Annotated in this window: 23 protein-coding genes; 15 read left to right on the top strand and 8 right to left on the bottom strand. The window is 36.8% G+C overall.

Features of this window, described 5'->3' with window-relative positions; genetic code table 11:
- On the top strand, positions 1–107 hold a 107-nt coding region (locus ACFPYN_RS13300; RefSeq protein ID WP_377733674.1), incomplete at its 5' end, for an IS3 family transposase.
- 206 nt (positions 108–313) lie between these two features.
- Here the strand turns inward: ACFPYN_RS13300 and ACFPYN_RS13295 are convergent.
- The 3 genes from ACFPYN_RS13295 to ACFPYN_RS13285 form a co-directional block, all read right to left on the bottom strand.
- Positions 314–1012 (bottom strand): ABC transporter ATP-binding protein, encoded by a 699-nt coding sequence (locus ACFPYN_RS13295; RefSeq protein WP_377734832.1) that lies wholly within the window; start codon positions 1010–1012, stop codon positions 314–316.
- A gap of 15 nt (positions 1013–1027) precedes the next feature.
- A complete protein-coding gene (locus tag ACFPYN_RS13290; RefSeq protein ID WP_377734829.1) occupies positions 1028–2461 on the bottom strand; it encodes an ABC transporter permease in 1434 nt (477 codons plus the stop codon).
- 588 nt (positions 2462–3049) lie between these two features.
- Positions 3050–3403: a hypothetical protein gene (locus ACFPYN_RS13285; RefSeq protein WP_377734827.1), complete on the bottom strand. Its 354-nt coding sequence runs from the start codon at positions 3401–3403 to the stop codon at positions 3050–3052.
- A gap of 538 nt (positions 3404–3941) precedes the next feature.
- Here ACFPYN_RS13285 and ACFPYN_RS13280 point away from each other — a divergent pair.
- Both ACFPYN_RS13280 and ACFPYN_RS13275 read left to right on the top strand, forming a co-directional pair.
- Positions 3942–4316 (top strand): YciI family protein, encoded by a 375-nt coding sequence (locus ACFPYN_RS13280; RefSeq protein WP_377734825.1) that lies wholly within the window; start codon positions 3942–3944, stop codon positions 4314–4316.
- 297 nt (positions 4317–4613) lie between these two features.
- Positions 4614–5048, top strand: a complete 435-nt coding sequence (locus tag ACFPYN_RS13275; RefSeq protein WP_377734823.1) for a YybH family protein — start codon at positions 4614–4616, stop codon at positions 5046–5048.
- Positions 5049–5865: 817 nt separating this feature from the next.
- Here ACFPYN_RS13275 and ACFPYN_RS13270 read toward each other — a convergent pair.
- Together ACFPYN_RS13270 and ACFPYN_RS13265 are read right to left on the bottom strand one after the other, a co-directional pair.
- Positions 5866–6540, bottom strand: coding sequence for an ABC transporter ATP-binding protein (locus ACFPYN_RS13270; protein ID WP_377734821.1), 675 nt, complete (start codon positions 6538–6540; stop codon positions 5866–5868).
- Position 6541: 1 nt separating this feature from the next.
- Positions 6542–7576, bottom strand: a complete 1035-nt coding sequence (locus ACFPYN_RS13265) for an ABC transporter permease (RefSeq protein WP_377734820.1) — start codon at positions 7574–7576, stop codon at positions 6542–6544.
- A gap of 734 nt (positions 7577–8310) precedes the next feature.
- On the opposite strand from ACFPYN_RS13265, the gene ACFPYN_RS13260 reads away from it, so the two are divergent.
- From ACFPYN_RS13260 to ACFPYN_RS13210, 10 genes are all read left to right on the top strand, one after another.
- Complete coding sequence (locus ACFPYN_RS13260) at positions 8311–8808, top strand: DinB family protein (protein WP_377734818.1); 498 nt, start codon at positions 8311–8313, stop codon at positions 8806–8808.
- Positions 8809–9077: 269 nt separating this feature from the next.
- Positions 9078–9863 carry a hypothetical protein gene (locus tag ACFPYN_RS13250; protein ID WP_377734817.1) on the top strand — a complete coding sequence of 262 codons (786 nt, stop codon included), beginning with the start codon at positions 9078–9080 and terminating at the stop codon, positions 9861–9863.
- Positions 9864–9976: 113 nt separating this feature from the next.
- Positions 9977–10771 (top strand): hypothetical protein, encoded by a 795-nt coding sequence (locus ACFPYN_RS13245; RefSeq protein WP_377734816.1) that lies wholly within the window; start codon positions 9977–9979, stop codon positions 10769–10771.
- A gap of 433 nt (positions 10772–11204) precedes the next feature.
- Positions 11205–11717, top strand: coding sequence for a hypothetical protein (locus ACFPYN_RS13240; protein ID WP_377734814.1), 513 nt, complete (start codon positions 11205–11207; stop codon positions 11715–11717).
- A gap of 893 nt (positions 11718–12610) precedes the next feature.
- Entirely contained in the window at positions 12611–13978 is a 1368-nt protein-coding gene (locus ACFPYN_RS13235; protein WP_377734813.1) for a sensor histidine kinase, read from the top strand.
- A gap of 30 nt (positions 13979–14008) precedes the next feature.
- On the top strand, positions 14009–14686 hold the full coding sequence (locus tag ACFPYN_RS13230; RefSeq protein WP_377734811.1) for a response regulator transcription factor: 678 nt from the start codon (positions 14009–14011) through the stop codon (positions 14684–14686).
- A 402-nt stretch (positions 14687–15088) separates the two neighbouring features.
- Positions 15089–15334 (top strand): SHOCT domain-containing protein, encoded by a 246-nt coding sequence (locus tag ACFPYN_RS13225; protein WP_377734809.1) that lies wholly within the window; start codon positions 15089–15091, stop codon positions 15332–15334.
- 15 nt (positions 15335–15349) lie between these two features.
- Entirely contained in the window at positions 15350–15703 is a 354-nt protein-coding gene (locus tag ACFPYN_RS13220; RefSeq protein ID WP_377734808.1) for a hypothetical protein, read from the top strand.
- Positions 15704–16416: 713 nt separating this feature from the next.
- Positions 16417–16761 carry a four-helix bundle copper-binding protein gene (locus ACFPYN_RS13215; protein WP_377734806.1) on the top strand — a complete coding sequence of 115 codons (345 nt, stop codon included), beginning with the start codon at positions 16417–16419 and terminating at the stop codon, positions 16759–16761.
- Between the two features lie 316 nt (positions 16762–17077).
- A complete protein-coding gene (locus ACFPYN_RS13210; RefSeq protein ID WP_377734804.1) occupies positions 17078–18505 on the top strand; it encodes an MATE family efflux transporter in 1428 nt (475 codons plus the stop codon).
- 240 nt (positions 18506–18745) lie between these two features.
- On the opposite strand, the gene ACFPYN_RS13205 is transcribed toward ACFPYN_RS13210, so the two are convergent.
- The 3 genes from ACFPYN_RS13205 to ACFPYN_RS13195 are packed head-to-tail and all read right to left on the bottom strand — an operon-like array spanning position 18746 to position 20387.
- Positions 18746–19369 (bottom strand): FMN-binding negative transcriptional regulator, encoded by a 624-nt coding sequence (locus tag ACFPYN_RS13205; protein WP_377734802.1) that lies wholly within the window; start codon positions 19367–19369, stop codon positions 18746–18748.
- 21 nt (positions 19370–19390) lie between these two features.
- On the bottom strand, positions 19391–19909 hold the full coding sequence (locus ACFPYN_RS13200) for a GNAT family N-acetyltransferase (RefSeq protein ID WP_377734801.1): 519 nt from the start codon (positions 19907–19909) through the stop codon (positions 19391–19393).
- A gap of 25 nt (positions 19910–19934) precedes the next feature.
- Complete coding sequence (locus ACFPYN_RS13195; RefSeq protein ID WP_377734799.1) at positions 19935–20387, bottom strand: MarR family winged helix-turn-helix transcriptional regulator; 453 nt, start codon at positions 20385–20387, stop codon at positions 19935–19937.
- A 431-nt stretch (positions 20388–20818) separates the two neighbouring features.
- Between ACFPYN_RS13195 and ACFPYN_RS13190 the strand changes: the two genes are divergently transcribed.
- Both ACFPYN_RS13190 and ACFPYN_RS13185 read left to right on the top strand, forming a co-directional pair.
- Positions 20819–22753 carry a fructose-1,6-bisphosphatase gene (locus ACFPYN_RS13190; RefSeq protein WP_377734798.1) on the top strand — a complete coding sequence of 645 codons (1935 nt, stop codon included), beginning with the start codon at positions 20819–20821 and terminating at the stop codon, positions 22751–22753.
- A 478-nt stretch (positions 22754–23231) separates the two neighbouring features.
- Positions 23232–23675: a TetR/AcrR family transcriptional regulator gene (locus ACFPYN_RS13185; protein WP_377734797.1), complete on the top strand. Its 444-nt coding sequence runs from the start codon at positions 23232–23234 to the stop codon at positions 23673–23675.
- Positions 23676–23735: the final 60 nt, after the last annotated feature.

The raw sequence follows: 23735 nt of genomic DNA, 5'->3' as shown, positions 1-23735 counted from the left end.
AACTTTTTGATTACGTTAATTGGTACAACAATAGCCGTTCGCATAGCTCTTTAAGCTATTTAAGTCCGGTAGCTTATAGAAACTTAGCCCTTAAAAAAATTGTATGATTTAGTGTTGACTATCCAGAAAGGGGAGAGGGGAGGAAAAATATTAAAGTTCTATCAAGCTGAATAAAGAGGGTTCATACCGGCAGATTACTATACTTCCTACTTATTTTGTCAGGAAATAAATAATAACCTCATAAGGAAATAATGTCCTTAGAGGTTATTTTCATTGTCAATCTATTTCACAGACACGGTGGAAGGGAAGAGTCTTAATTTACTAACGCCACTTTTTTATTCGATACTAATGATATATTTCCTTTGGAAAGTTTCACTGTAATATCAGAGTTACGTGCAATATCATTATCATGTGTAACAACGATGATACACTTGTTTTCTTTATGGGCAAGGTCTTGAAAAATACGAACAATATCAGCTGCTGTATTTTCGTCTAAATTTCCTGTAGGCTCATCTGCTACAATCAAATCAGATTGACTGCACAAAGATCTGGCAATTGCGACACGTTGTTGTTGACCTCCACTTAGTGTCAAAACCCTCTGTCTTGCTTGCTTTTCATGAATATTGACACTTTCAAGCATTTTTAGAGCATATTCTTTTTTATTGAGTACTGTAGATCCGGTGATTTCCATCGCCGTTATAACATTTTGTAAAGCCGTCATATATGGAAGCAAATTGTATGATTGAAAGACAATCGAAACATATTTTCTTCTGAAATTTGATAATCCTAATTTTTTAATATCTTTCCCCTCGTATAAAATTTGACCTTCTTTCGGTAGATCTAAGGCACTTACAAGTGATAAAAATGTAGTTTTTCCTGAACCAGAAGGACCTGTGATTGTATAAAACTTACCTTTTTCAAAACCAACATTTACGTCTATTAAAATGTTTTGCTGCTTGTTTTCATGCTTATACCAATAACTCACATTTTTCAACTCTAGTAGTTGATTCATAATATCCCTCTTTCCTTAGTCTTGTTTTGACAGAATCAATTTTGGTTGTAAACGTAAAAGAGACAGTGATGGTAGTACGGTTGAAATTATTGCAATTATGAAACTGATGATGGCTAGCATACCAATGTCCTCTGATGTAATTTCAATTAGCAGTTCATCCACTGGTTCCACTTCCTGAACCGGTTGCCCTGCTATACCCATTCCATCTCTCATTGTAGGTCCTCTGAAGGATTCAGGGGTTTCGCTCGTTACTTCACTCTCGAGTTGTTGCGTCAGTAGTTGATCTCCAACTTCACTCGCCACTAAGTTACCACCTGCAGCTGAAATTCCAAGTGCAACGAGGACAACCACCAATATTTCAACAATCAACTGACTAATAAGTTTCCATTTCTTTTCACCGAGTGCTAAGAGTACACCCATCTCAAACTTTCTTTCTCGGATTGACATCATGATAATTAAACCTAGAATAATTGCTCCAGCAATTGATACCAAATAGACAACATTTTTGGAGAAGGAAGCAACATTGTCAATTGGACCAATCATTTGTTGATATAACGTATCATTAGCATCTAATTTGTATGTAGAAAAATCGATTTTACTCTCTTGATTAGCTTGATTGACAAATCGATTGATATTTTCTGGATCATTGATGTAATAAATTGCACGATCAATAGTTCCTGTAAAATCGGTCCCTTTTAATTCATTCACTGCTGTATAAGGCAAGTACAGCTTATTAAATGGATTCAAGGCTGCGATTGACATGCCACCCATATCAGTTGCAGTAGAAGTTGTTTCATAAATTCCCACGATTTCTAGTGATATAGACTGTTCTTCATCAGCTGATTGAACTTTTATGGTATCACCAACCACCAGTTCATTTTCTTCAGCTATTGTATTCTCGATCATCGTGACCTTTTGGTTTACATCATCCTCTGTTAAATGACGACCTTCAACGATGGAGGATTCTCCATTAATAAATTCTTGAATGGAATCCGTAAATAAGACACCTTCAAGACTTATATCTCCCATTGCAAAACCACCTCGTCCCTGACCCATAGGACTTTCTTCATTCTCTATAACCTCTTCGGACTCTTCTTCAATTGGCTCAAAGTCACTTGCTATCCCTGTCGTACTAGAATAGAAATTATAGCCCTTTACATCCTCAAATCTAACTAATTCTTCGGCTGATTCTAAGGCTATCGGATCGCGTGTAATACGAACGCGTCCGCCTTCAGCTCTTTGAGTTTCCATCAATTTTTCTGTATCGAACTGGAGAGTCACATTCCCGCCAAGAGACTGCCTTGCTAGATCAGCGGATTTTTTTGCCGCTGTTTGAATAGTAAGACCCGTCAAAACCAATAAACAAATCACTGTAAAAATAAAAATCTGTAAAAAAGTCTTTCCTTTTCGTGCTTTGACACTCAATACTGCACGTTTAATAAAATTCATTCTTTTTCCTCCCTTTCTTTGCACTTATGTAAATTTAACTTTCTATTATGTCAGTTAGATGTCAGAACAAATAAAAATGAAAAGATTTCGATTATATCACTGGTGTTTCGTGATAAATGATTGAATATTTAAATAATTATTTTTTGTGGAAAAAAACAAAAAAAAAAGAAACACTCGAATAGCGGTAATCCATTCCGTTTTGGGTTTAATGAGTTACTGCAATAGGGGATTGTTTTAACCAAAAAACGAGTGCTCGTATGACCTGGTTAAAGACTAGTTCTTCTTATTCTTGCGTATAACTGCAAGGAAAAGGAGTTTTTTTATTGTCTAGCACTGGTGACTTCATTAGTTTAGAGACGGTAGATAATCGAGTGGAAGTGGGGGATTTTACCTGAAGCAAAGTGAAAGGGTTAAGAAACCTTAACTGAAGGAAATAAGCTATATCTAAAAGATTATTGCTAAATGAGTAGAGTTTTCATATCCCGTGGTTTAGGAAGGAAATGATCAAGAAAAAACCGCCTTGTAAAGGCAGCCGATTGTTCAACTAAACACCAGTTAGCTTTAATACATCAATAATACACATTTCAATTATTTCGCTATTCTCATATACCATTGGTAAGCATCCTTATCTAATGTATCCAAAGAGTAATTATTAATCTCTTCAATTTCACAATATGGTCTACCATAGGTGCCATAACCACATATACAATTATTCATAACCGAAACCTGTGTTAGTAAATAGATGATCCCTTCTTCATTATATAAGGCATAGGTTACCCCTTCCGTTTTATGCTTCTTAATGAGCATTATTTCCTTAAATGGTATTTCATATTTCTGAAACGTAAAAAATGCAAATATATCTTCAGGATCTTCCTTGAAATATTTCATATTTACCTCCACGTTAATTTTTGAAGTGCCAGAATAATTTTCTAATAATGGCACAAGATTCCTCTCTTTAAGAACCTCCACTATTAAACAATCTTGACCGTTACTTTAAGTTGATTATATCCCCGTTTGATCCCCATCCTGGACGGGTAACACTTGGGAATTTCGGATTCATATTATCAGACATATTTCAACTTCCCATTTTGTAATTCTTTTCCTATTAGTGTATCACGAAATATAATAGTATTACCTAACCTCTCCTGTTGTGTATGGAACATACACAATAGGTTGACATAACGCCACGATTGGGAAGTTTTAAAACTAGATTCATATACAATCTGGACCGTGCGGTTAATAAGGGATGCAGGTACCTTTCTCTGGAAAACATCGTTTTGTTCAGAAAACCACGAGTTTTGTTATATGTTCATTTACATTCAACGTTCAATGACAAAATGATTTAACAGAATAATTTGATATTTATGTTAAAATAAATATAGATTGTATGAAATAAAAAACATTAGTTTTAGTTGATTTTTAGGTTTGCTGATCGTTGTATTAATAGTTACAAAATTCGAGTGATCTAGGAGAGATGATAATGATATTTTTATGTATGGGCTATTTCGACCCTGAAAAAATGGATTCACGCCCAAGGGCAGAGATTGAGGCTGTTATGAGTTCATGCCAGCCGCACATTGAGAAATTTTATGAAAGTGGTAAAGTGCTGATTGATGCCGGTCTGGAGTCAGAGACCATAAGTTTGCGCCGCGTGAATGGCAAGGTAATAGTAACAGATGGTCCGTTTACAGAAACGAAAGAGATGATCGGCAGCATATTCATTTTTGAAGCAGAGAGCATGGATGAGGCGATCCAGCAAGCCGCTCTTCATCCGACAACACAAGTGAATAAAGGAGAAGAGTTTGGCTGGCGTATCGAGATCCGTCCTGTTCATTATTTTAAGAATGATAAATGAGTGCACATAAAGAGAATATCACCTAGTAATCAATAATGGCTTACCTAATATGGTAATACAGAGTCTATTAGGACTTAAGAAAAGCGATACATCGTAAAAATGTGTCAATTTAATGGGAAGCAAAGGCACTAAATATATAGGAGATATTCTCTTAGGTACTTTTCAAATAGATGTACTTTTTCTTTTTAAATGTAAGGATTGAGTTAATGGTTATATTTTGAAATAATTGCACGAAGCAAAAAGTGTTGACTTTAGGAAGTGAAAATGAACTTACCTTTTCATCAAGGAGATGACTTTATGACTAGTGGTATTAATAAAGTTCAGGACGTTCTAGAAAACTACAAATGGGCCGTTTATGAAAAAGATGCTGAAAAATTCCTATCTACCTATGCTGATGATGTACATATTTATGATTGCTGGGGAAACTGGGAGTTTAAGGGTATTTCTTTATGGAGAGACAATGTAATAGAGTGGTTTAACGGATTGAGTGATGACGGATATTTACTGAAAGTGGATTTTAATGATTTAACGATTGAGGAAAATAATAATCTTGCATTCGTTCATTGTGCTGTTACTTTTGATGGTTACAAAGAAAAAACTGGAGAGAAACGTCGTCAAATGACAAATCGTTTTACATTTGGCTTAAAAAAAGTAAATGGGTCTTGGCTCATTTCACACGAACACTCATCATTGCCAATAGATATGCATACAGGAAAAGGTATGTATACCTAAAGTAATCGAGTTAGAGATAAAGGTAGTAGGGGGGAAATAAGTAAAATGATTTTAGATATAATACCTCTATATAAATCCTCGATTTGGTGCATTTCTTCGTGAAGGAGAAGTGCATTTTTTATTGAATGAATGAACAAATGTGCAGGATTTTCGGAAAACGTGATAAAACATTAATAGAATATGACAGATGGCAAATTTTTATAGGAGGAATAATGATATTCACCTAGTAAACTAAACGATTGAAAAGGAAAGGAGGAACTTAACATGAGTGTTCTGAAATTGATTAGGCGCTGTTATTTCTTCATCCAGGGGAATTACCTACGGATATTGCTTGAATGCAGATGATGAAAGTTGGAGGAGCATTTCTAAACAACAAATGGCTGGTTCCATAGCTGGTGCAGCTCGCAAAGTAAATGCTCAAATCAACGAGGTTCGGTTCGATCAAGTTACTATAAAAGGTGGTCACCACCGACATTCATAACCAATCATGAAATGTTTGTAAGTGTTTTTTTTACATATCAGCAGTGATCGGGAGATATTTAAAAGAGAGATTACTGATAAAAAGGAAGATAAGAATTTTGCTATTTGCTTCCTATCTTCCTTTTAATCTGATGCTAAATTTTATAGCGAAGTACTTGGTATAACGCGTAAATGGATGTCACGAATACCGAAAGCCTTTCTAATTTAGCAGAGGCTAAATTAGAAAGGCCCATATGTTTTACTAGTTGGAAATGGAGCAGCTTTTATTTCTGCTGTTTCTCATGCATTTACTGCTACAACTGCATCAAGATGAAAGTTAAAAGAATGCCGCCTCTCTTTACTCGGCCAAGCCATCTTTCATCGTGATAATATGATCGGCATACGATAGCATTTCCTCGTCATGAGTCACCATCAGAGTGGTGATGTTCATCGTTTTCGTCAAATTGCGGATCAGCTCCATGACATCTTTTGACCGTTTTGAATCTAGGCTAGCCGTCGGTTCGTCCGCAAAGAGGATTTTGGGCTTGTGAATAATAGCCCGGGCAATCGCTACCCGCTGTCTTTCACCACCGGATAACGATGCGGGGTAGGCAGATTTTCGATGTTCCATGCCAATCAGTTTCAGGATTTCGGCAATCTCCATTTTTTGCTGCTCTTTTTTTAATTTCGTTTCCGACACTTCGAGCATCAGAGTCAGCTGTTCCTCTACGGTAAGGAATGGGACAAGGTGCGCAGACTGAAAGACAAAGCCAAAGTCGCTGGCGCGGATTTTCCGGATTTGTTCCTGGCTCATGTCGGTCATATTTCTGCCATTGAACAGGATTTTTCCATCCGAAGCCGGCTGGAGACCAGCGGCGATTGTCAGCAGCGTGCTTTTGCCAGATCCGGAAGCGCCTACGAGTGCTGTAATCTCTCCTTGTTGAAGCGTCAGGTCAATTCCTTTTAAAATTTCTTCTGCCACTTCACCAGTTGTAAACGTTTTTCTCAGTTCACTGATCGTGAAAATTGTCATCTTACACCTCTCCTTGTTGAATCGCTTGCAGCGGTTCGACTTTTTTGATTTGGATGCCTGAAAGGGTAGCACCGACAAAACCGATGACGAGAAAAACGATGGATAATTGGACCGTTGTGGCTGCCGTTAAGCTAAAAGGCATTCCTTCAGGTGCGATAAAGTTGAAACTTTGGCTGAGTGCAATCGATAACGCGAGCGCAATGACGGAGATAAAGAGCATCTGCGTCCACATCATTTTAAACAAAGTACTCGTCTTCACACCGATAGCTTTTAGAATTCCGTACAATCCGATTTTTTGCACATTCATCATATAGAAGAAAATGGCGAACAACAGCCCGCTGATTACGACGAGAAACCAAACAATCATGTTGAGAGAGAGTTGTTCTGCACTGTAACTGGGAATCGTATTGAGGAACTCGCTGCTCGAAAAAGATTGCAGTCCTTCAATGACTGGGAATTCATCTCCAGCGGGGATGAACATCAATTGCATCTCGTTTACCCGGTACATCTCTTTGTAGTTTTTCATATTGATAAAGGCGACAGGGGCATGGCTGTACTTTTGCTGATCGACAAATCCCTTCACAACAAAAACGCCGCTGAATTGGTTGTTTGTCAGTGTATCGCCGACTTTTAACCCTTCTTCTTCCAAAGAGCGGTCCAGGACAATTTCGCCTTCTTGGACGTTTTCAAACAACTCCGAGTCCGTTGAAGTGACAAATGCCACACTGCGTTGCTTGTCTTCTGCATCATTCAAAAATCCCATTTGAATGGATAGCGCAGCAGCCTGTTCTTGTTCGTTTAAAACCGCCTCTTGTACACTGGGGTCGATCAGCGAAAGGTTATACATTTCTTCCGCTTCTTTATTCATATAAAATTGCCCATCTGGCAAATCTTTGATCAATGCTGCATTATCCTGGGACAACCCGTTCGCGAGACCAGAAATGATGAATGTCAAAAAACTGACCAGAAACACAATTGAGCCCAGAATCATAAATCTTACTTTGCTTTTTTTAATTTCTTTCCATGCAATGTTCATCTCTAAGCCTCCGATTTCTTTATTATCCTCAGTTTATCTGGCTTAGATGAACGGAAGATGAACAAGCCGTTACATTTTGAAAAGAAAATTAAAAAGTTGTGACTCATGATAAGAAATTAAAAAAGTGGATGCCATCCGCAAATTACTTTCTGGTGGGTGGCTTCTGCTTAATTCTCTTCTTTTGCTTATATCCAGAATGTCGTAAAGAAAAAAAGGATGAAACTGATCAGTAATATGGAACCGCCGATAATGAAACCAGCAAGGTCACTATGTCAGGCAAAGGAAAGGGCTTTAAAAACTCGAGCCACATGCCGCTGGTCAACCCGATCGTTCCAATAAGTGCCATGTAAGTTTGAAGCGTCGCCAGCTTCTGAGCGCGGATGTAAAAGAGATGATAATACACACCCCAAGAAAATAAGCTGAGCCAATCCACCACTAAAATATGTGCGTGAATCGGACGAAGTTGATAAGAACCGGCGCGAATCAGCCCATAAACTCCACGTCAATCGTTGTTTCATCATTCATCTCCCTAACTGAAGACTTATTGTGTTTTTTTGTTTAGAAGGACTACATGAGCAGAAGATGAATGGCGTATTACAAAAGTGGCTGTTTTACCTGTACAGTTGTCCCGACTTATCTTAAAAGGAATTATTCAACATTAATGGTATAATTGTTTATAAAACTAAAAAGTGAGAATATCAGATTTCATTTAACGATTACAAAGGAGTATGTAAATGAGTAACAATAAACTGCTTATTACTTTCAAAAGTGATCTTCAAAAATATTCATTGGAACAGCTAAGATTTAACTCGGAAGAAGGGGTTTGGTCTATTGGACAGATGTATGACCATTTAATTCTTGTTGCCGATGAGTATCTTAATAATATGGAAACATGTGCAACATTAAATGAGGAACAATCCCTTGAGAAAACCCAGTTTGGTGAGCAATTATTTAGGAACGGTGGTTTTCCACCTATTAAAATAAGATTACCAGATGAACTAAATTCTCCACCAAATAATTCAGACAGCAAGGAAGACCTAATTTGCAGGATGGATCACGTAATTCAAAGATTGAGTCAATGGGAATCGAAAGTGGATTATGTTAACCCAAATAATAAAGTTGAGCATGGAGGGTTCGGCTGGCTGAATGCAAGGGAATGGTATGATTTGGTTAGTATGCATTTTCGTCATCACTTGCGTCAAAAAGATGAGTTGGAAAGTTATATATTATAGGTGAAAATTGCATCATAAATTAGGTGCCCTCCTTCAACTAACATGAAAGAAAGTAATTTTTTTCTTTATCTGTGGTGTAGCTACTATTTTGAGTTTCTTGGATGGCTAACGGGTGTAGATGTTGATATTAAAGGTTTTTACGACAATGTAGACCATGCAAAACTACTGAAAAAATGTGGTCATTAGGGATTCGTGATAAATCACTACTTTGGGGCTCAGTTAAAGGAATTTTCGGATAAAAGTAGTCACTAAGAAATGAGGAATGCGAAGTGGATGAAAATATAACGCAGCTGATGCTTAAAAAAGGGAAGAAGTATAAAAAGTGGACTGAAGGCATGTTCGTCAATCCATTTTACTGGGTTGAAAATGGAACCCCTTATTATATTGTTGTCTATACGAAAAATACTGGTTCGGTAGCTTCCGCATTTTTTGCGGAAGGGCAAGAAAATAAGGAGGATGCGCTTAAAGCCCATCCTCCCCTCGCTATTTTCTCGGATTTGAGCACGAACATTTTCAAATACGGCTCAAAACGAGCGGAAGTAAATCTTTCTTATTACACAAAGCCTTTATCCATTCCGTCTAACAGCACAGACTCCCAGGTCAATCAAGGAAGGGAAGCTTTTGCGCAGCTGTCGAAACTGCAGCAGGAATACAATGAAAAGATGAAGGATTTTACCAACTATTATGATCATGACGTTTTAGTACGGGGACAGTTGACGGAAAACGATATCAAAAAAGTCCAGGAAACAGTCATTGAAATGGATATGCTTCAATACAAAGTTGGGATGATCTTGCAGGAGCGCTACAAAGATATAGAATCGTTTGCCGCATTTTTAGAAAATCAGAGTGAATGGGTGAAATTAGATAAAGACGCTCGTGACTTTGTCAAAGAAATTACAAAGAATATGGGCAGAGCTGAAAAAGAATTGCGTGAAATGAATATACATACGGATGAAGATTCGGAAAAAATGTTCCACTTAAATTACGATAGGATGTTGGAGAAAAGTAACCGTGCAATTGAGAAACAGAAAGCGAATATCCGTTATCCAAAATAACAGTGCAAGAAAGCTAATTGCTGAATTATGGGCGGAAGGTGCTTTTACTGCAATAAACGGTATATTCAGTGGAAAAGAAAAACGTTTTAAAGGTTAAAAGAAGGAGAGATATTATGCATGATCAAACAACAAAGCTGCTCATGAAAAAAGTGAAAAAACATAAAAAGTGGACAGAAGGCGTATTCGTCAATCCAGTTTATTGGGAAGTGGATGGCACCCCATATTACATGGCGGGCTTTACAAAAAACAATGAATCGGTGGCGACGGCTTATCTGACGCTCGGTGAGGAAAAGTATGAAGAAGTGTTGGAAGCTCAGCCGAATTTAGCACTGTTTGCGGACCTCAGCAACAATATTTTCAATATCGGCATGGATTGGCTGAAAATACCGGTTTCTTATTATACAAAACCATTAAGCATTCCAGTCAAAGGCGCTGATCCTAAGGTACATCGAGGGAGCGAAGCTTTTGCCCAATTATGGGACAATCAGCAAAAATTCAATGCATTGGTGAAAGGTTATAAGGATTATTTTGACAACGATGTATTGATCCGGAAGCAATTGTCAGAAGCTGACGTCATCAAAACGCAGGAAACAGCCAATATGGTCAATATGTATCAATACCGGACGCTAAGGATTTTATTGGACCACAACGATGATATTAAATCTTTCGCGGCGTATCTAGAAAATTCGGATCATTGGTCCACCTTGAACGGTGAAGATCAGAAATTCATAAAAGGAATTACGGATAACGCAAAAAAAATGCGCGCCAATTTAGCGGGGCTCGAACTAATCGAAAACGAGGATTTCGCACAGATGACCCAATTGAATTACGATCTTATGATAGAAAAGAATAAAAAAATAATTGAAGGCCAGCGTCAGTATATCCGCTATCCTAAATTATCCACCTAAAAAGCATCCCGGCGATTTATCGCCGGGATGCTTTAATTAATGCTGTCAATCTTTAATGTCCACATCTTTTGGAATCGGTGTAATCTGCCATTCTTCCATGGCATATGTTGCGAGTTCGTGCTGTTGGAAAACAATTACTAAAAATATTAAACCTATAGTCGTAATAGAAATAATACATTCCTTAAATTAATATATCTTCCAGGTCTTCTTCAATTAAAATAAATATTTTCACCTCACATAAATAATTAAATTTCTAAAAATAACTGATGTAATTCAAAGGATTCTGCGCATTCAAAGAATCGAGCAAATCCTGGAAAATATTACATTAAGATTTCTTTAATATTAAGTTCAATCAAATTATGATTAACTAAGAGCTTAAGAGGTAAACAGATTGGGTAAGACATTCTAGTAATTAAAAAGAGGAGGAAATTTTATGAAAACTTCACTTTTAAAAATCACAGTACCAGTCTTAGCCATTGGCCTTGCTTTTTCTGCTCAAGGCAGTGTATCTGCAACTAGTCCAGACGCAGGGACGCAAGCTAAGGTGAATGTCGAAGTTAATGCAGGAAAAGAAATCTCTCTAGCTAAGGGGGGAGATTTTACACATCGTCTAACTCCAATTGACGAACGGATTTTTTCAGTGAATTCGGAAATCGAGGAGATTATCGTTGTACTGGAAGATGCAGAATCTATTACGTTTGAAGAATACTTTTTTTATCAAGAAAAATTGAATTCACTCGATAACCGATTGAATGCTTCAACCAATCAATTAAATGCGGTTACCAAAAAGTTTGACGGAGATTCTGTAGAAGTGACAGAATTGGAATTAGAGATTGAAGCATCATTTGTAGCAACTTTAGAAGCGCAAAACTTGTTGGATTCCATTGATGTTGTACCTGAACTGCCTGAAATAGAAGAACCGACAGAAGAACCTATAACTCAGTAAATCGGTACCCGGTTTATTGTTTTTAAGAGATGTGAAGATAAATATTATAGACCCTTTTCCTATTACTAAGGAAAAGGGTCTTTTGGCGCTGAAAAATATTTCATAAATCTTCCAAGAACCTAGGATTCTTTTAATGAGTTTCTAGTATTGAATAGGTAAAACTATCTTGTAGTATTTCAAACACGCAATGGTTCGATTAGGTAATGTTTTTATAAATAATCCTCCTTATAATAGAAACGTTTGTTAATGTTATGAGGGAAATCGGCTCCTGTCTTGGTCAGAAATAGGGGTAGGGCGAAAGCCTGTAGGTGGAGAACAATAGAAAAAGGTTCACCAAAATGTTCTGAGTCAAAATTCTCTTTAGTTTAACAATGTCAGTATATCCTTTTAAAATAAAAACCATTTTGGTATTTTTAATCAAATTTTGCCTCGCTAATCAGGAGAAAGTAAACCTTTTAATGGAGAAGTGAATATTAAATGAAAAGAATATGCGGAAAACCGTTAAATACGACTTCTTTATATACCGTATATAAGAAGCCGTTAGTAAATAGAGTGTTCTTTTTAAGGGGTATGGATTGCCATTGCTTTGGATATTCGTATCCGAACCATCTATTTAATCTACATATATCATATTTTTTTAACGTTTATTCCAGGAGGATGCATTTAGCATAAATGAAGCACAAAAGTACTAGGAATTTTAAGACCTGTAAAAGAGTATATAGCTAAAAAAATGTTCTCAAAATATAAATACATTTTAAGAATATAGTAATTTTATCTATTTCTTCATACTTTCTCAACTTGTTTAGATTATGATAAAAGTAGAGCGTTTTCTTTAGGGAATTCCTCGATTTATATAGTGAAGGGCTATCTTGTAACCTTTAAGGAGCATGTGAATGAAATTTAAATTTAAAGTATCGAGCATATCTTTAAAGCTTGGTTTGTTGTTTAGCTCCATCTTTTTCACTTTGTTTTTAATTTTGGGATCCATATTGTATGGTGTATTCACCAATTTATTTGTTGATTATATTAAACAGGATTTGCTGGTTCGAGGAGATAATCATGCTAGAATCATCAATGAAAGCTCCACCGGTCAAACCATTGAACATGTAGTCGAGATGGAAAAAGGAGCTACGACGAGTGTACTGATTACTGATAAGGATCAGCAATTACTTGCCTCATCGACCCCCCTTAAGCGAGATATGAACAACCATTTTGTTGCTAAGGGGAGCAAACAGACTAGCCATGTTTTAGAAAGCAATTGGAGGCAGCACGAATATATTATTACTGTTTCACCAATTAAAACTGGCTTTGTGTATATGTACTATCCTTCTAAAATTTTAAGGGAAATCATCTTTATCATGGATGTTTTGTTTATTGTCGCGGGTGTAGGTATCGTGCTGCTAACATTTGGTCTTATTGGCCTTCTTTCACAGCGACTGGCGAAACCCCTAGTTATCATGAAAGAGGCAACAAATAAAATGGCATTAGGAAAATACAGTGAAAATATTCCAATCAAAGGCAATGATGAAATTGCTCAACTTGGAAATTCGATACAGTTGCTTGGGGAACAATTGCAGTATTTTGAGAAAAGTAGAAATGAATTCCTAGCCGCTGTATCGCATGAGCTCCGAACGCCATTAACGTATATTAAGGGATATAGCGATATTCTTTTGAAGGGGAATATCTACAGTGTTACTGATCAAGAAAATTACTTAAAGATAATTAATAAAGAAGCTAGCCGGATTTCTTTTCTTGTCAATGATCTGTTTGAAATGAGCAAGCTACAGATTGGGGAATTTGAGCTAAACAAAGAGAAAGCCATGATTAATATGCTTATTGAAAAAGTAGTTTCAAATCTTGAGCCCGCCGCAAGAAAAAAAGGGATAGAAATTAAACGTGAATATCAGACCGATTTACCGGCGATTCCCATTGACGTGCATAGAATGGAACAAGTTTTTTATAATCTTATTGAGAATGCGATTAAATATAGCATTCAAGGAGAGATTACGGTCCGTTCTTATTTGAAAAATGAATTTGTTATCATTGAAATAAAGGATTCCGGCATCGGTATTCCTTCGGATGAGCTACCGAAAATTTGGGAGCGTTTCTATCGTGTTGACCAATCTAGAACAAGGAAAACAGGTGGAACCGGACTCGGTTTATATGTGGTCAAGCAGATTATCGAGTCACATAGCGGCAATATAGTTGTCAGTAGCGTGGAGAACGAGGGATCTACGTTCATTATTTTTCTTAAATTATAAAATGTAATCTAATGAAGTGGGTGAAGAACTTTGAAGAAAATATTAATCGTTGACGATGAATTTGAGATGAGACAGCTCCTGCGGCTTTATCTACAACAAGAGAACTATCTTCTTGAGGAAGCAGAGGATGGCAGAGAAGCATATGACAAAATTTTGAAAAACGATTATGATTTAATAATTCTTGACGTTATGATGCCGTTGATGGATGGTTGGCAGACATTGGAACAAGTAAGGAGAATATCTGATGTATCAATCATGATGCTAACTGCAAAAGGGTCAACTCAAGATAAAGTCACGGGCTTGTCTAAGGGGGCCGATGATTATCTGGTTAAACCCTTTGAGGAAGCAGAGTTGATGGCAAGGATACAAGCATTATTGCGTAGAACGCAACATCACTTCACGGAAGAAAATGAAGTGCTGAAATACGAGGGGATTATCTTGAACCTATCCTCACGTAATGCCAAGTATCAGGGAGAAGTATTTACCTTAACCCAAACTGAGTTTGATCTTCTTCAAGCCTTCATAGAGAACCGAGGAAAAGCTCTCTCAAGGGAACAGCTTGTGGAGCTAATTTGGGGAATAGAATTTGCGGGTGAAGATCGGACGGTTGACTCTCATATTAAAAATCTGCGCGGGAAATTAAAAGAAGCTGGAATTGAAAAGTCACTCGTTAAGACAGTCTGGGGCACCGGATATAAAGTGGAATAAGGTGATTATATGAAACGAATAGTATCTATGACGATATTAGTGCTTTTAGTAGTACTCGGAATTTCTTTTCTGACGTTTGCGATAAGAATGGTCTGGTTTCCTCCAGGGAGGATGGGAATGTTGATGGATCAAAATATGATGGGCCATCAGATGTTTTCCTGGTTTGGCCATATGTTTTGGGTGTTAATGATTTTTATTGGAATCATAATATTGATCTGGACAATCTCTATGAAAAAAAGTGACAAGTGAAAATACAGTTAAAAACCGTATGGAACCCTTTAGTGTGAAGGTCCTATACGGTTTTTTTATAAATGGAAATGGCTCCATACTTTCTTCATGTCTACCATGTATATTTAAAGTATAGAAACAAACAACGGTTCAACAGAAAGGAGGAAGAGAGAAATGATGGGACCAGGATATGGAATGGGATACGGAATGGGAGGTGGAGTCTGGATGATGTTGGGATTATTATTGATCATCGGATTTGCAATATACTACTTTATGAAGAACAAAAATAACAGTAACAACGGGTTCAATACTTCTCAGCAAGCTCCCGGGGCAGATGCAATGGAAATAGCCAAGAACAGGCTTGCCAAAGGTGAAATAACTACAGAAGAATATGAAGTAATTAAAAAAACGCTTTTATAAAAGGAGAGAGAACTAATGAAAAAGACTATAGTTAGTGGAGTATTAGCGGCAGTCCTCATCATAGGAGGCGGAACTGGTCTTTATATGACATCAGTATCTGCAAAAGGAAATGTTGAAAATCCAGAAACCTTTATGCAACATAATGGGATGAGTATGGAAAATATGAATGAAATGATGAAATCGGAAAATTTCGAGGATATGCAAAAATTCATGGAAAGTGGAAATGTGAATTTTGGCCAGATGAAACCATTCATGAAGAAAATGCATCCTGATTTAAACAATCAGCAATTGGAGGAACTCTATAAAGAAATGCATGGCACTGGGGGTTCAGCTAATAGCAACAATTTTAAAGGAATGATGGGAAACTAATTATTAAATAGTATTTAGGTAGGGGGTCGGCATTCCGGCCTTCTATTTTTTTTCGGAAAAAAGTGAAAAGACGATAGTTATATTATGACCATAGGTTTAATCGCGATAAGTAACTTTCGTTTTTGTGCTATATATTCATTTATTAGGTCAGACCAAAGCATGGCTAGAAAACCAGTTACAGAAAAGAGAAATGATGAGCATCAAAGATATGTATTTAGCAACCATTAGTCCAGATGGGGAATTCTATTATTCAGTTAAAAACTTTCAGTAAATACAGGGAGGAGAACAACATCATGCTTTCAGAACGGGAAATGATGATCCATGCCTTTAAGAAGCTACTTTTTCGAGAGCAAGTCCTAGCCAATAAATTTGCTGAGTTGTACCAAGAAATTACTGATTCACCAATTTAAACGATGTTTCAAGGGATGGAGATGGCAGCACGAACACGGCAATGCACGTCCTAAAGAGGAGTGGATATGGCATTGTTTAATAGGGAGGATGAAAAATGAACCAGCATGATAAATCACATGACATATTAGAGAACGAAATGAGCAATCAAATGTAATAAAACAAACATATGATGGGCAGTTAATGAACTCCCAAAGCAACCTGCAGTAATGTTTTAAAGTAGGGTAAAACAAAGGTGATGCATAGAAAGTGAATTCGTTGGAAACAATATTTAGGTCAAATAATTTTCTAAGGAGCTAGATAAAATGGGAATACTTTCTACTTCTCCAACAACGATGGATCAATGCATCGAAGAATGTTTGCGCTGTGCGCGTGCATGTGAAGAATGCAATACGGCCTGCTTACAGGAACCAGATGTTCAAGCAAGAATTGCCTGTTTGCAACACTTACACGATTGTGCCGATATTTGCTTTGAAGCAGCAGGATACATGGCTAGAAACAGTGCAAATTCAAAAGCACTTTGCGCACTTTGTGCATCAATTTGCGAAGCCTGTGCAGTTGAATGCGAAAAATTCAAAGACGATCATTGCCAAGAATGTGCTAAGATTTGTCGTTCATGTGCTGAAATGTGCAGACAAATGGCATCATAGCATAAACAGCCAATACACTGGTATTACGAGATTTCTTAAGAGAAGGTAAATGGTGTATTTTTGAAGGATATCCAAAAGCTCAAATCTAATAATCTTAATATAAAAACCACCTACTTTTATCCTTGAACTAACCCCCAATAGTGGATACTTTTAGAAACCCCCTATTCGGGGGTTTTTGTGTTTATCATCGATATTCCATTTTAAGAAGTAGAATCAATCGAAAAAAAGTCTACATTAAATCTTGTGAATATTTTTGCGCTAATCTAACGAGTAAGGAATTTGTATACGGGAACACTAACATTATTGGAGGATTATCGTGAAAAATAATGATGTAACTATACCAAATCCAGAAAATACAAAGGATAAAATTAAGATTATTTTAGTGCTAGCAATGCCAGCAGTGATAGAAAACTTTTTTCAGACGATTCTCGGATTTGTTGATACTTACTTTGTATCAAAAATTGGTCTTGCTGAAGTTTCAGCAGTCGGTGTTACGAATGCTTTGCTCGCCATTTATTTTGCGTTGTTTATGGCAATTGGGGTTGCAGTTAATGTACGGATTGCAAATTTTATTGGAGCGAAACAGCCAGAAAAAGCCCGACATATTGCCCAACAATCGGTAATATTAGCTATTTTTTTTGGCATATTGACAGGGATTATAACTATGTTCTTTGCAGAACCGTTATTAAAGTTGATGGGAATAGAAGATAATGTGCTAGAGGCAGGTGTTATTTACTTTAAAATCGTAGCAATTCCCTCTGTATTTATGTCTTTAATGTTTGTACTAAGTGCGGTTTTAAGAGGAGTTGGTAATACACGTGCTCCAATGAAAGCTAGCATTTTAATTAACATAGTTAACGGTGTGTTGGACTATATTTTAATTTTTGGGTTCTGGATAATTCCCGAAATGGGCATTGCAGGAGCTGCAATAGCAACTGTTGTTTCAAGAATTATTGGTAGCATCGCGCTCTTTTATTATATAAAGCGCTCTCCTGTTCTTGCTTTTAGGAAGGACTATTGGAAACCAGATAAACAACATATACGGGAATTAGTAACTCTCGGAGGTCCTGCTGCCGCTGAAAGGCTAGTCATGAGGCTTGGTCAAATCGTTTACTTTGGATTCGTTGTCGTACTTGGTACAAATGTTTTTGCTGCTCATCAAATTGCAGGAAACGTGGAGGTCTTTTCGTATATGATTGGTTACGGTTTTGCGACAGCTGCAACCATTCTAGTTGGTCAGCAAATTGGTGCCGGAAACATATGCGAAGCAAAGAAATATGCAGTCCTTTGCACAGGGATTGGTATTAGTTTAATGACTATTCTAGGCGTTCTGCTTTTTACTTTAGGAGACCTGGTAGGCAGCATATTTACGAATGATCCTGAGGTAATTGAAAATATAGGAACCTCCTTAAAAGTATCGGGTGTTTTCCAACCATTCCTTGCTTTACAACTCATTCTTACTGGCGCATTTCAAGGAGCAAATAATACGAAGTTCCCAATGTATCTGACAGCAGTCGGCATGTGGGGGATTCGAACATTACTTGTGTATGTACTAGGACTACAACTTGGATGGGGCCTTCTCGGTGTGTGGATAGCAATCGGGATAGATATTGCTTTTAGAGCAGTGGTCTTAACTATACAGTTCACTCGTGGGAAATGGATTTCTGTTAACAAGAATCCTGAAGATGAATCTCATCCTCAGACGTCAAAAGAAACTATTTCTGGATGCGTAAATAACTATTAAATGAAATTGGAGGAATGCGTGAAGGAAACAAGCGAATGTTCTTTCTTTATTTTTTCAGTTGGATTTGAAGTGCTGGGAAGGGTGCATTTTTATGAACGGTCCTAATGTGGGTTTAAAACATCGGTAGATGAAAAATCACTCTAAATTCTTCATCTCAATGTCTCAATGCAATAAAAAAAGCTGTGATTTTGAAAATGATTATTTTCAAAACGATAGCTTTTTTTTATTTTCAAGATGGGCTTACAGGTGATTTTTCGATCTCTTTTGCATCAATTCAGCTATCTTGTTTGAATCTGGATTTTTTTCGTTTTGTAATTGTTCAATGATATTCACATAATCAGTTTCATTTCGGTTTTGGCTTAATTTATAGGCAGCCTGAATTTCACCCACCTGTATCTTAAATCCAACAATCCCTTTCAACTCTTTTTCCAATAACGAAGTGGAGAGTTTATCCCATAGAACAGGGTTCTCGCGGTGTTTCTCGTATTTTTGCAGCAACCTTGTCAGGTCCTGTTTTAACTCTTCTTCATCTAAAATGTGAGCTGTGCCATATACATGGACAGCTTGATAGTTCCATGTCGGGACATTTTCCTCTTCATACCAGGAAGAAGAGATATACGCGTGTGGTCCTTGAAATGTAACCAGAACATCCTCACAGGTTTCTAAGGTCTTCCACTGGGGATTCCCATAAGCCATATGCCCCGTTATAAAGTAAGTATCTTCTTCTTTCATCAACTGCAAAGGCAAGTGGGTAGCAATGGGTTTCCCTTTTTTTGTGGTGATTAGAGTTCCAAATGAATTCATTTGAACAAATTCCTGAATTTCATCAAAATTTGTGACTTTAAAATATTTTGGAATATACATAATGATCCACCTTTCAAAAAATTAGTAGAGAGTTTTGGTCATGATCAAGTCCACTTGCTCGTCATCTCCCATATAAAAAGAGTGAGCGCCCGTTTGGACAAATCCCTTTTTCTGATAAAACGCAATGGCATTTTCATTTTCCTCCCATACGCCTAGCCAGATTTTCTTTTTCTTCTGTTCCATCGCAATTTCGATCGCTTTATTTAACAGATGCTTACCAAGCCCATGTTTTTGATATTTCTTTTTAATATAAATCCTCTCGATTTCAAGTGATTCATCGCCCATTTCTTCCGTCTTGGCGTCATCGGTATTAACCTTCAGGTATCCAGCGACTTCATGATTAAAATAAACAAAAAAGAATTGTGAAGAACAGTTGGCTATTTCTTGTTCTAACTGTTTCAAGTTGAATGCCTTTTCCAAATAGGCATTAAGATGTTCAGGTGAATTCTGTTCCTTAAATGTCTCGTTAAATGTGTCAACACTAATTTCTTGGAGTTCACGTGTATCTTCAAGGGTACACTTCTTTATAGTCATCGTCATTTGAATAGGTCGCTCCTTCATCTGATTAATAGTTTCTCTTGTTTCCCTTTTTTACAAATTCCCAGTCTTTTTCGATGTTTTTTCTGATTCGCTGCAGAAGATCGAAAGTGGATTCTGCTTCATTTTCTGAAAATCCCTCTAATGCCACGACATTGGAATAATCATTTTCTCTTTTGATGAAAGGGTACACAGATTTCCCTTTCTCCGTTGGAAAGAGTCTTTTAATTTTTTTGTTGTTTGGATCTTCTTTCTTCTCAATAAAGCCGTTTATTTCTAGTTTTTGGATGGCACGAGTTGCTGTGGATCGGTCTACTTTTATCATCTCCACTAACTGTTCCTGAATGATTCCTGGGTTTTCACATATTCGTACCAGGTACAAATACTGCCCTTTAGTAAGGTCAAATTCTTTGAATTCTATATTGCTTATCGAATCCAATGCTCTTGCTATCATGCCGATTTCTCGCAGAATCTGTTTCATAAAAAACTCCTCAGTATTTTTTTGTTGTAAATGCAATAAAAGATAGTATATTTTGAATTTACACCAATTTTGTTGCATTTGCAACAATCATTCAATAAAGAAGTTGAGTTATACGTAATGTGTTTTTTATGTAATAGGATAAGGGAAATCCATAGAATCTCTGTTTTTAAAATGATCGTGTATACATCCGGCTTTATAAATTGTGAAATTGACTCAAATAAAATAATAAAATTTTTCTAGGATAAGTCTCGTATAGAACTCTCCTGTTATAATTAAACATAATTGAAGGTCTAACTTACGCCACTACAGACTATTTAGATAATGTAGGAATACACGATGAATAGGTAGTTGAAGAGTGATTTTTTGCACAAGAAGATAAGAAGTTTTCAAAATACAGAAGAATAAAGAAAGCGATTAAAAGGGGATACCTAATGTTAAATTTAAAATACTTAGATTTATTAGCGCAAAAATATGACAGTGAAGAAAAAGTGGTCACTGAAATCATTAATCTTGAAGCCATTCTGGATTTGCCTAAGGGAACGGAACATTTTGTAAGTGATTTACACGGCGAGTACCAGGCCTTTCAGCATGTACTACGGAATGGTTCCGGAAATGTAAAAGTGAAAATAAGAGACCTTTTCAAAGATGAATTGCATGAAAAAGAGCTAAATGAATTTGCGACATTCGTTTATTATCCAGAAGAGAAATTACAATTAATAAAAAGCAATTTTAGCAGTAAAAAGGAATTGGAAGAATGGTACATAGAAATGATCGAGCGTATGATGAAGCTTGTCTCATATGCTTCTTCCAAGTATACACGTTCGAAATTACGCAGAGCTTTGCCAAAACAATTTGTTTACATTATTGAAGAGTTATTGTATAAGACTGACGAGTTCGAAAACAAGAAGGATTATTATGCAAAAATGGCCGAGAAAATTATTTCCCTTGGCCAAGCCGATAAACTGATTATTGGCCTTGCTTATACCACCCAGCGATTGGTTGTGGATCATCTTCATGTTGTAGGGGATATTTATGACCGAGGACCTGATCCTCATAAAATTGTCGATACGCTCATCGATTATCATTCCGTAGATATTCAGTGGGGGAACCACGATGTCCTATGGTTGGGTGCTTTTGCCGGTTCTAAGGTTTGTCTGGCGAATATCATCCGGATATGCGCTCGTTACAATAATTTAGATATTATTGAAGATGTATATGGAATAAATCTGAGGCCGCTTTTGAACCTAGCAGAAAAATACTATGTCGACAATCCAGTTTTTCGCCCAAAGAGAATTTCAGATGAAAAACTAACCGAGCAAGAACAGCTGCAAATTACCAAAATTCATCAAGCCATTTCCATCATTCAGTTTAAACTGGAAAGCCCGATCATCAAAAGACGCCCGTGCTTTGATATGTCGGATCGACTCTTGCTTGAGAAAATAAACTACGACAAAAACGAAGCAACACTTCACGGAAAAACGTATCCGTTGGAAAACATTTGTTTTTCGACGATCAATCCAGTGCAGCCTGAAGAATTGTTAGAAGAAGAAAAACAAGTGATGGATAAATTATTGTTTTCTGTCCAACATTCAGAAAAACTGGCGAGACACATGAATTTTCTAATGAAAAAAGGTAGTCTTTATTTAAAATATAACGGGAATTTACTGATACATGGCTGTATTCCGTTAGATGAAATCGGCAATATGAAGAAGATGGAGATTGAGGGTAAATCGTATGCCGGCCGTGAGTTGCTGGATGTATTCGAGCGTTATCTCCGTTATGCCTTTGCCCACCCCGAAGAGACAGATGACTTTGCGACTGATATGGTATGGTACCTATGGACAGGAGAAAATTCCTCCCTCTTTGGAAAAAGAGAGATGACCACCTTTGAGCGATACTTTATTAAAGAAAAAGAAACGCATAAGGAAAAGAAAAATCCATATTACTATTTACGCGAAGATGAAGAAATATGCCGTAAGATGCTCGCTGAATTTGATTTGAATCCCGAACTTGGCCGGATTATCAATGGGCATACACCGGTGAAAGAAATTGATGGAGAGAATCCGATTAAAGCGAATGGGAAGATGATCGTTATCGATGGCGGTTTTTCCAAAGCTTATCAATCAACAACAGGGATAGCCGGATACACACTATTGTACAATTCCTATGGCATGCAGCTGGTCGCCCATCAGCTTTTTATTTCAAAAGAAGAAGTTTTAAGCAATGAAACTGATGTATTGTCTGTAAAAAGATTGGTGGACGAAGAACTGGAGAGAAAAAACGTGAGAGAAACGAATACCGGCGAGGAATTATTACAGGAAATCTCTAATTTGAATAGTTTGAGGGAACATCGTTATATGAAGTAACAGCTGTTCTTTTCCCTCAATTGAGATGAAAAAGAGCAATGTAATGAATATGGGGTTACGAAAGTTTATCTCGATTCATTTTTAGCATATTACCAAGATCGATATAAAATAATTTAAGAAACATTAACTTTGGGTATGAAGTGAAGTGTTGAGAAACGGAAAGCGTCTGCATACTGCAATGTGAATTTAAGCCCAAATAATACACACACTAAAATCCCTTTTGGGGGTTCTTGTGTGTGTATTTGTTTTTCATTTAGTAATATGTCGCCAATAGCTATTTGCAAATTCAGTGAGTTCAGTGCTCTTTTAGTTTTGTTTCATTTCAAGTGATATTTCTTAAGCTGGATATAAATAAAGGAGTCTTTTAATGTCTAAATTGTGAACTCAACTTTTGTAATTGAACAAAAAATACTTACATCCTAGTGCGAAATTTTGCTACAGAAAAAAACCGGTTGGTATGTTAGGAGGATGTTTAATAATGGATACAAAATCGCTAATGGTCGAAATAGCAACAAAGCTCTTTCAGCAAAAAGGATACAAAGGTGTAGGACTAAATGAGCTATTGAAAGCTTGTAATATGACAAAAGGTGCGCTCTATCACCATTTTCCAAATGGTAAGGAAGAATTATTAATCGCTTGTCTACAATCTTTAAATGAAGCGATTACGACGGATATTGAATCTATATTCCAACAACATCTGTCAACACATGAAGCCACACATGCAATGATTCAAAAGTTAATTACGAACTTAGAAACAGAAGGTACGATTACAGGCTATACATTTAGTAGCATGGTGAGCGAGATGGCATCAATAAGTGAACCTGTAAGAAATGCTTGTGGAGCACTTTATGAAAAGTTCAGGACATTTAGTAATAAGCTAGTAGCAGATGGTTATCCAATTGAAGTCATATTAAACAATTAAACGAAGGAATTAAAATGATCGTAAAAACGAGAATAATTTTAGTAAACTTGATTTTATTGG

The organism is Paenisporosarcina macmurdoensis, from assembly GCF_042658845.1.
In the GTDB taxonomy this organism is placed as follows: domain Bacteria; phylum Bacillota; class Bacilli; order Bacillales_A; family Planococcaceae; genus Paenisporosarcina; species Paenisporosarcina macmurdoensis.
This window is presented reverse-complemented; position numbering and strand designations above follow the sequence as displayed.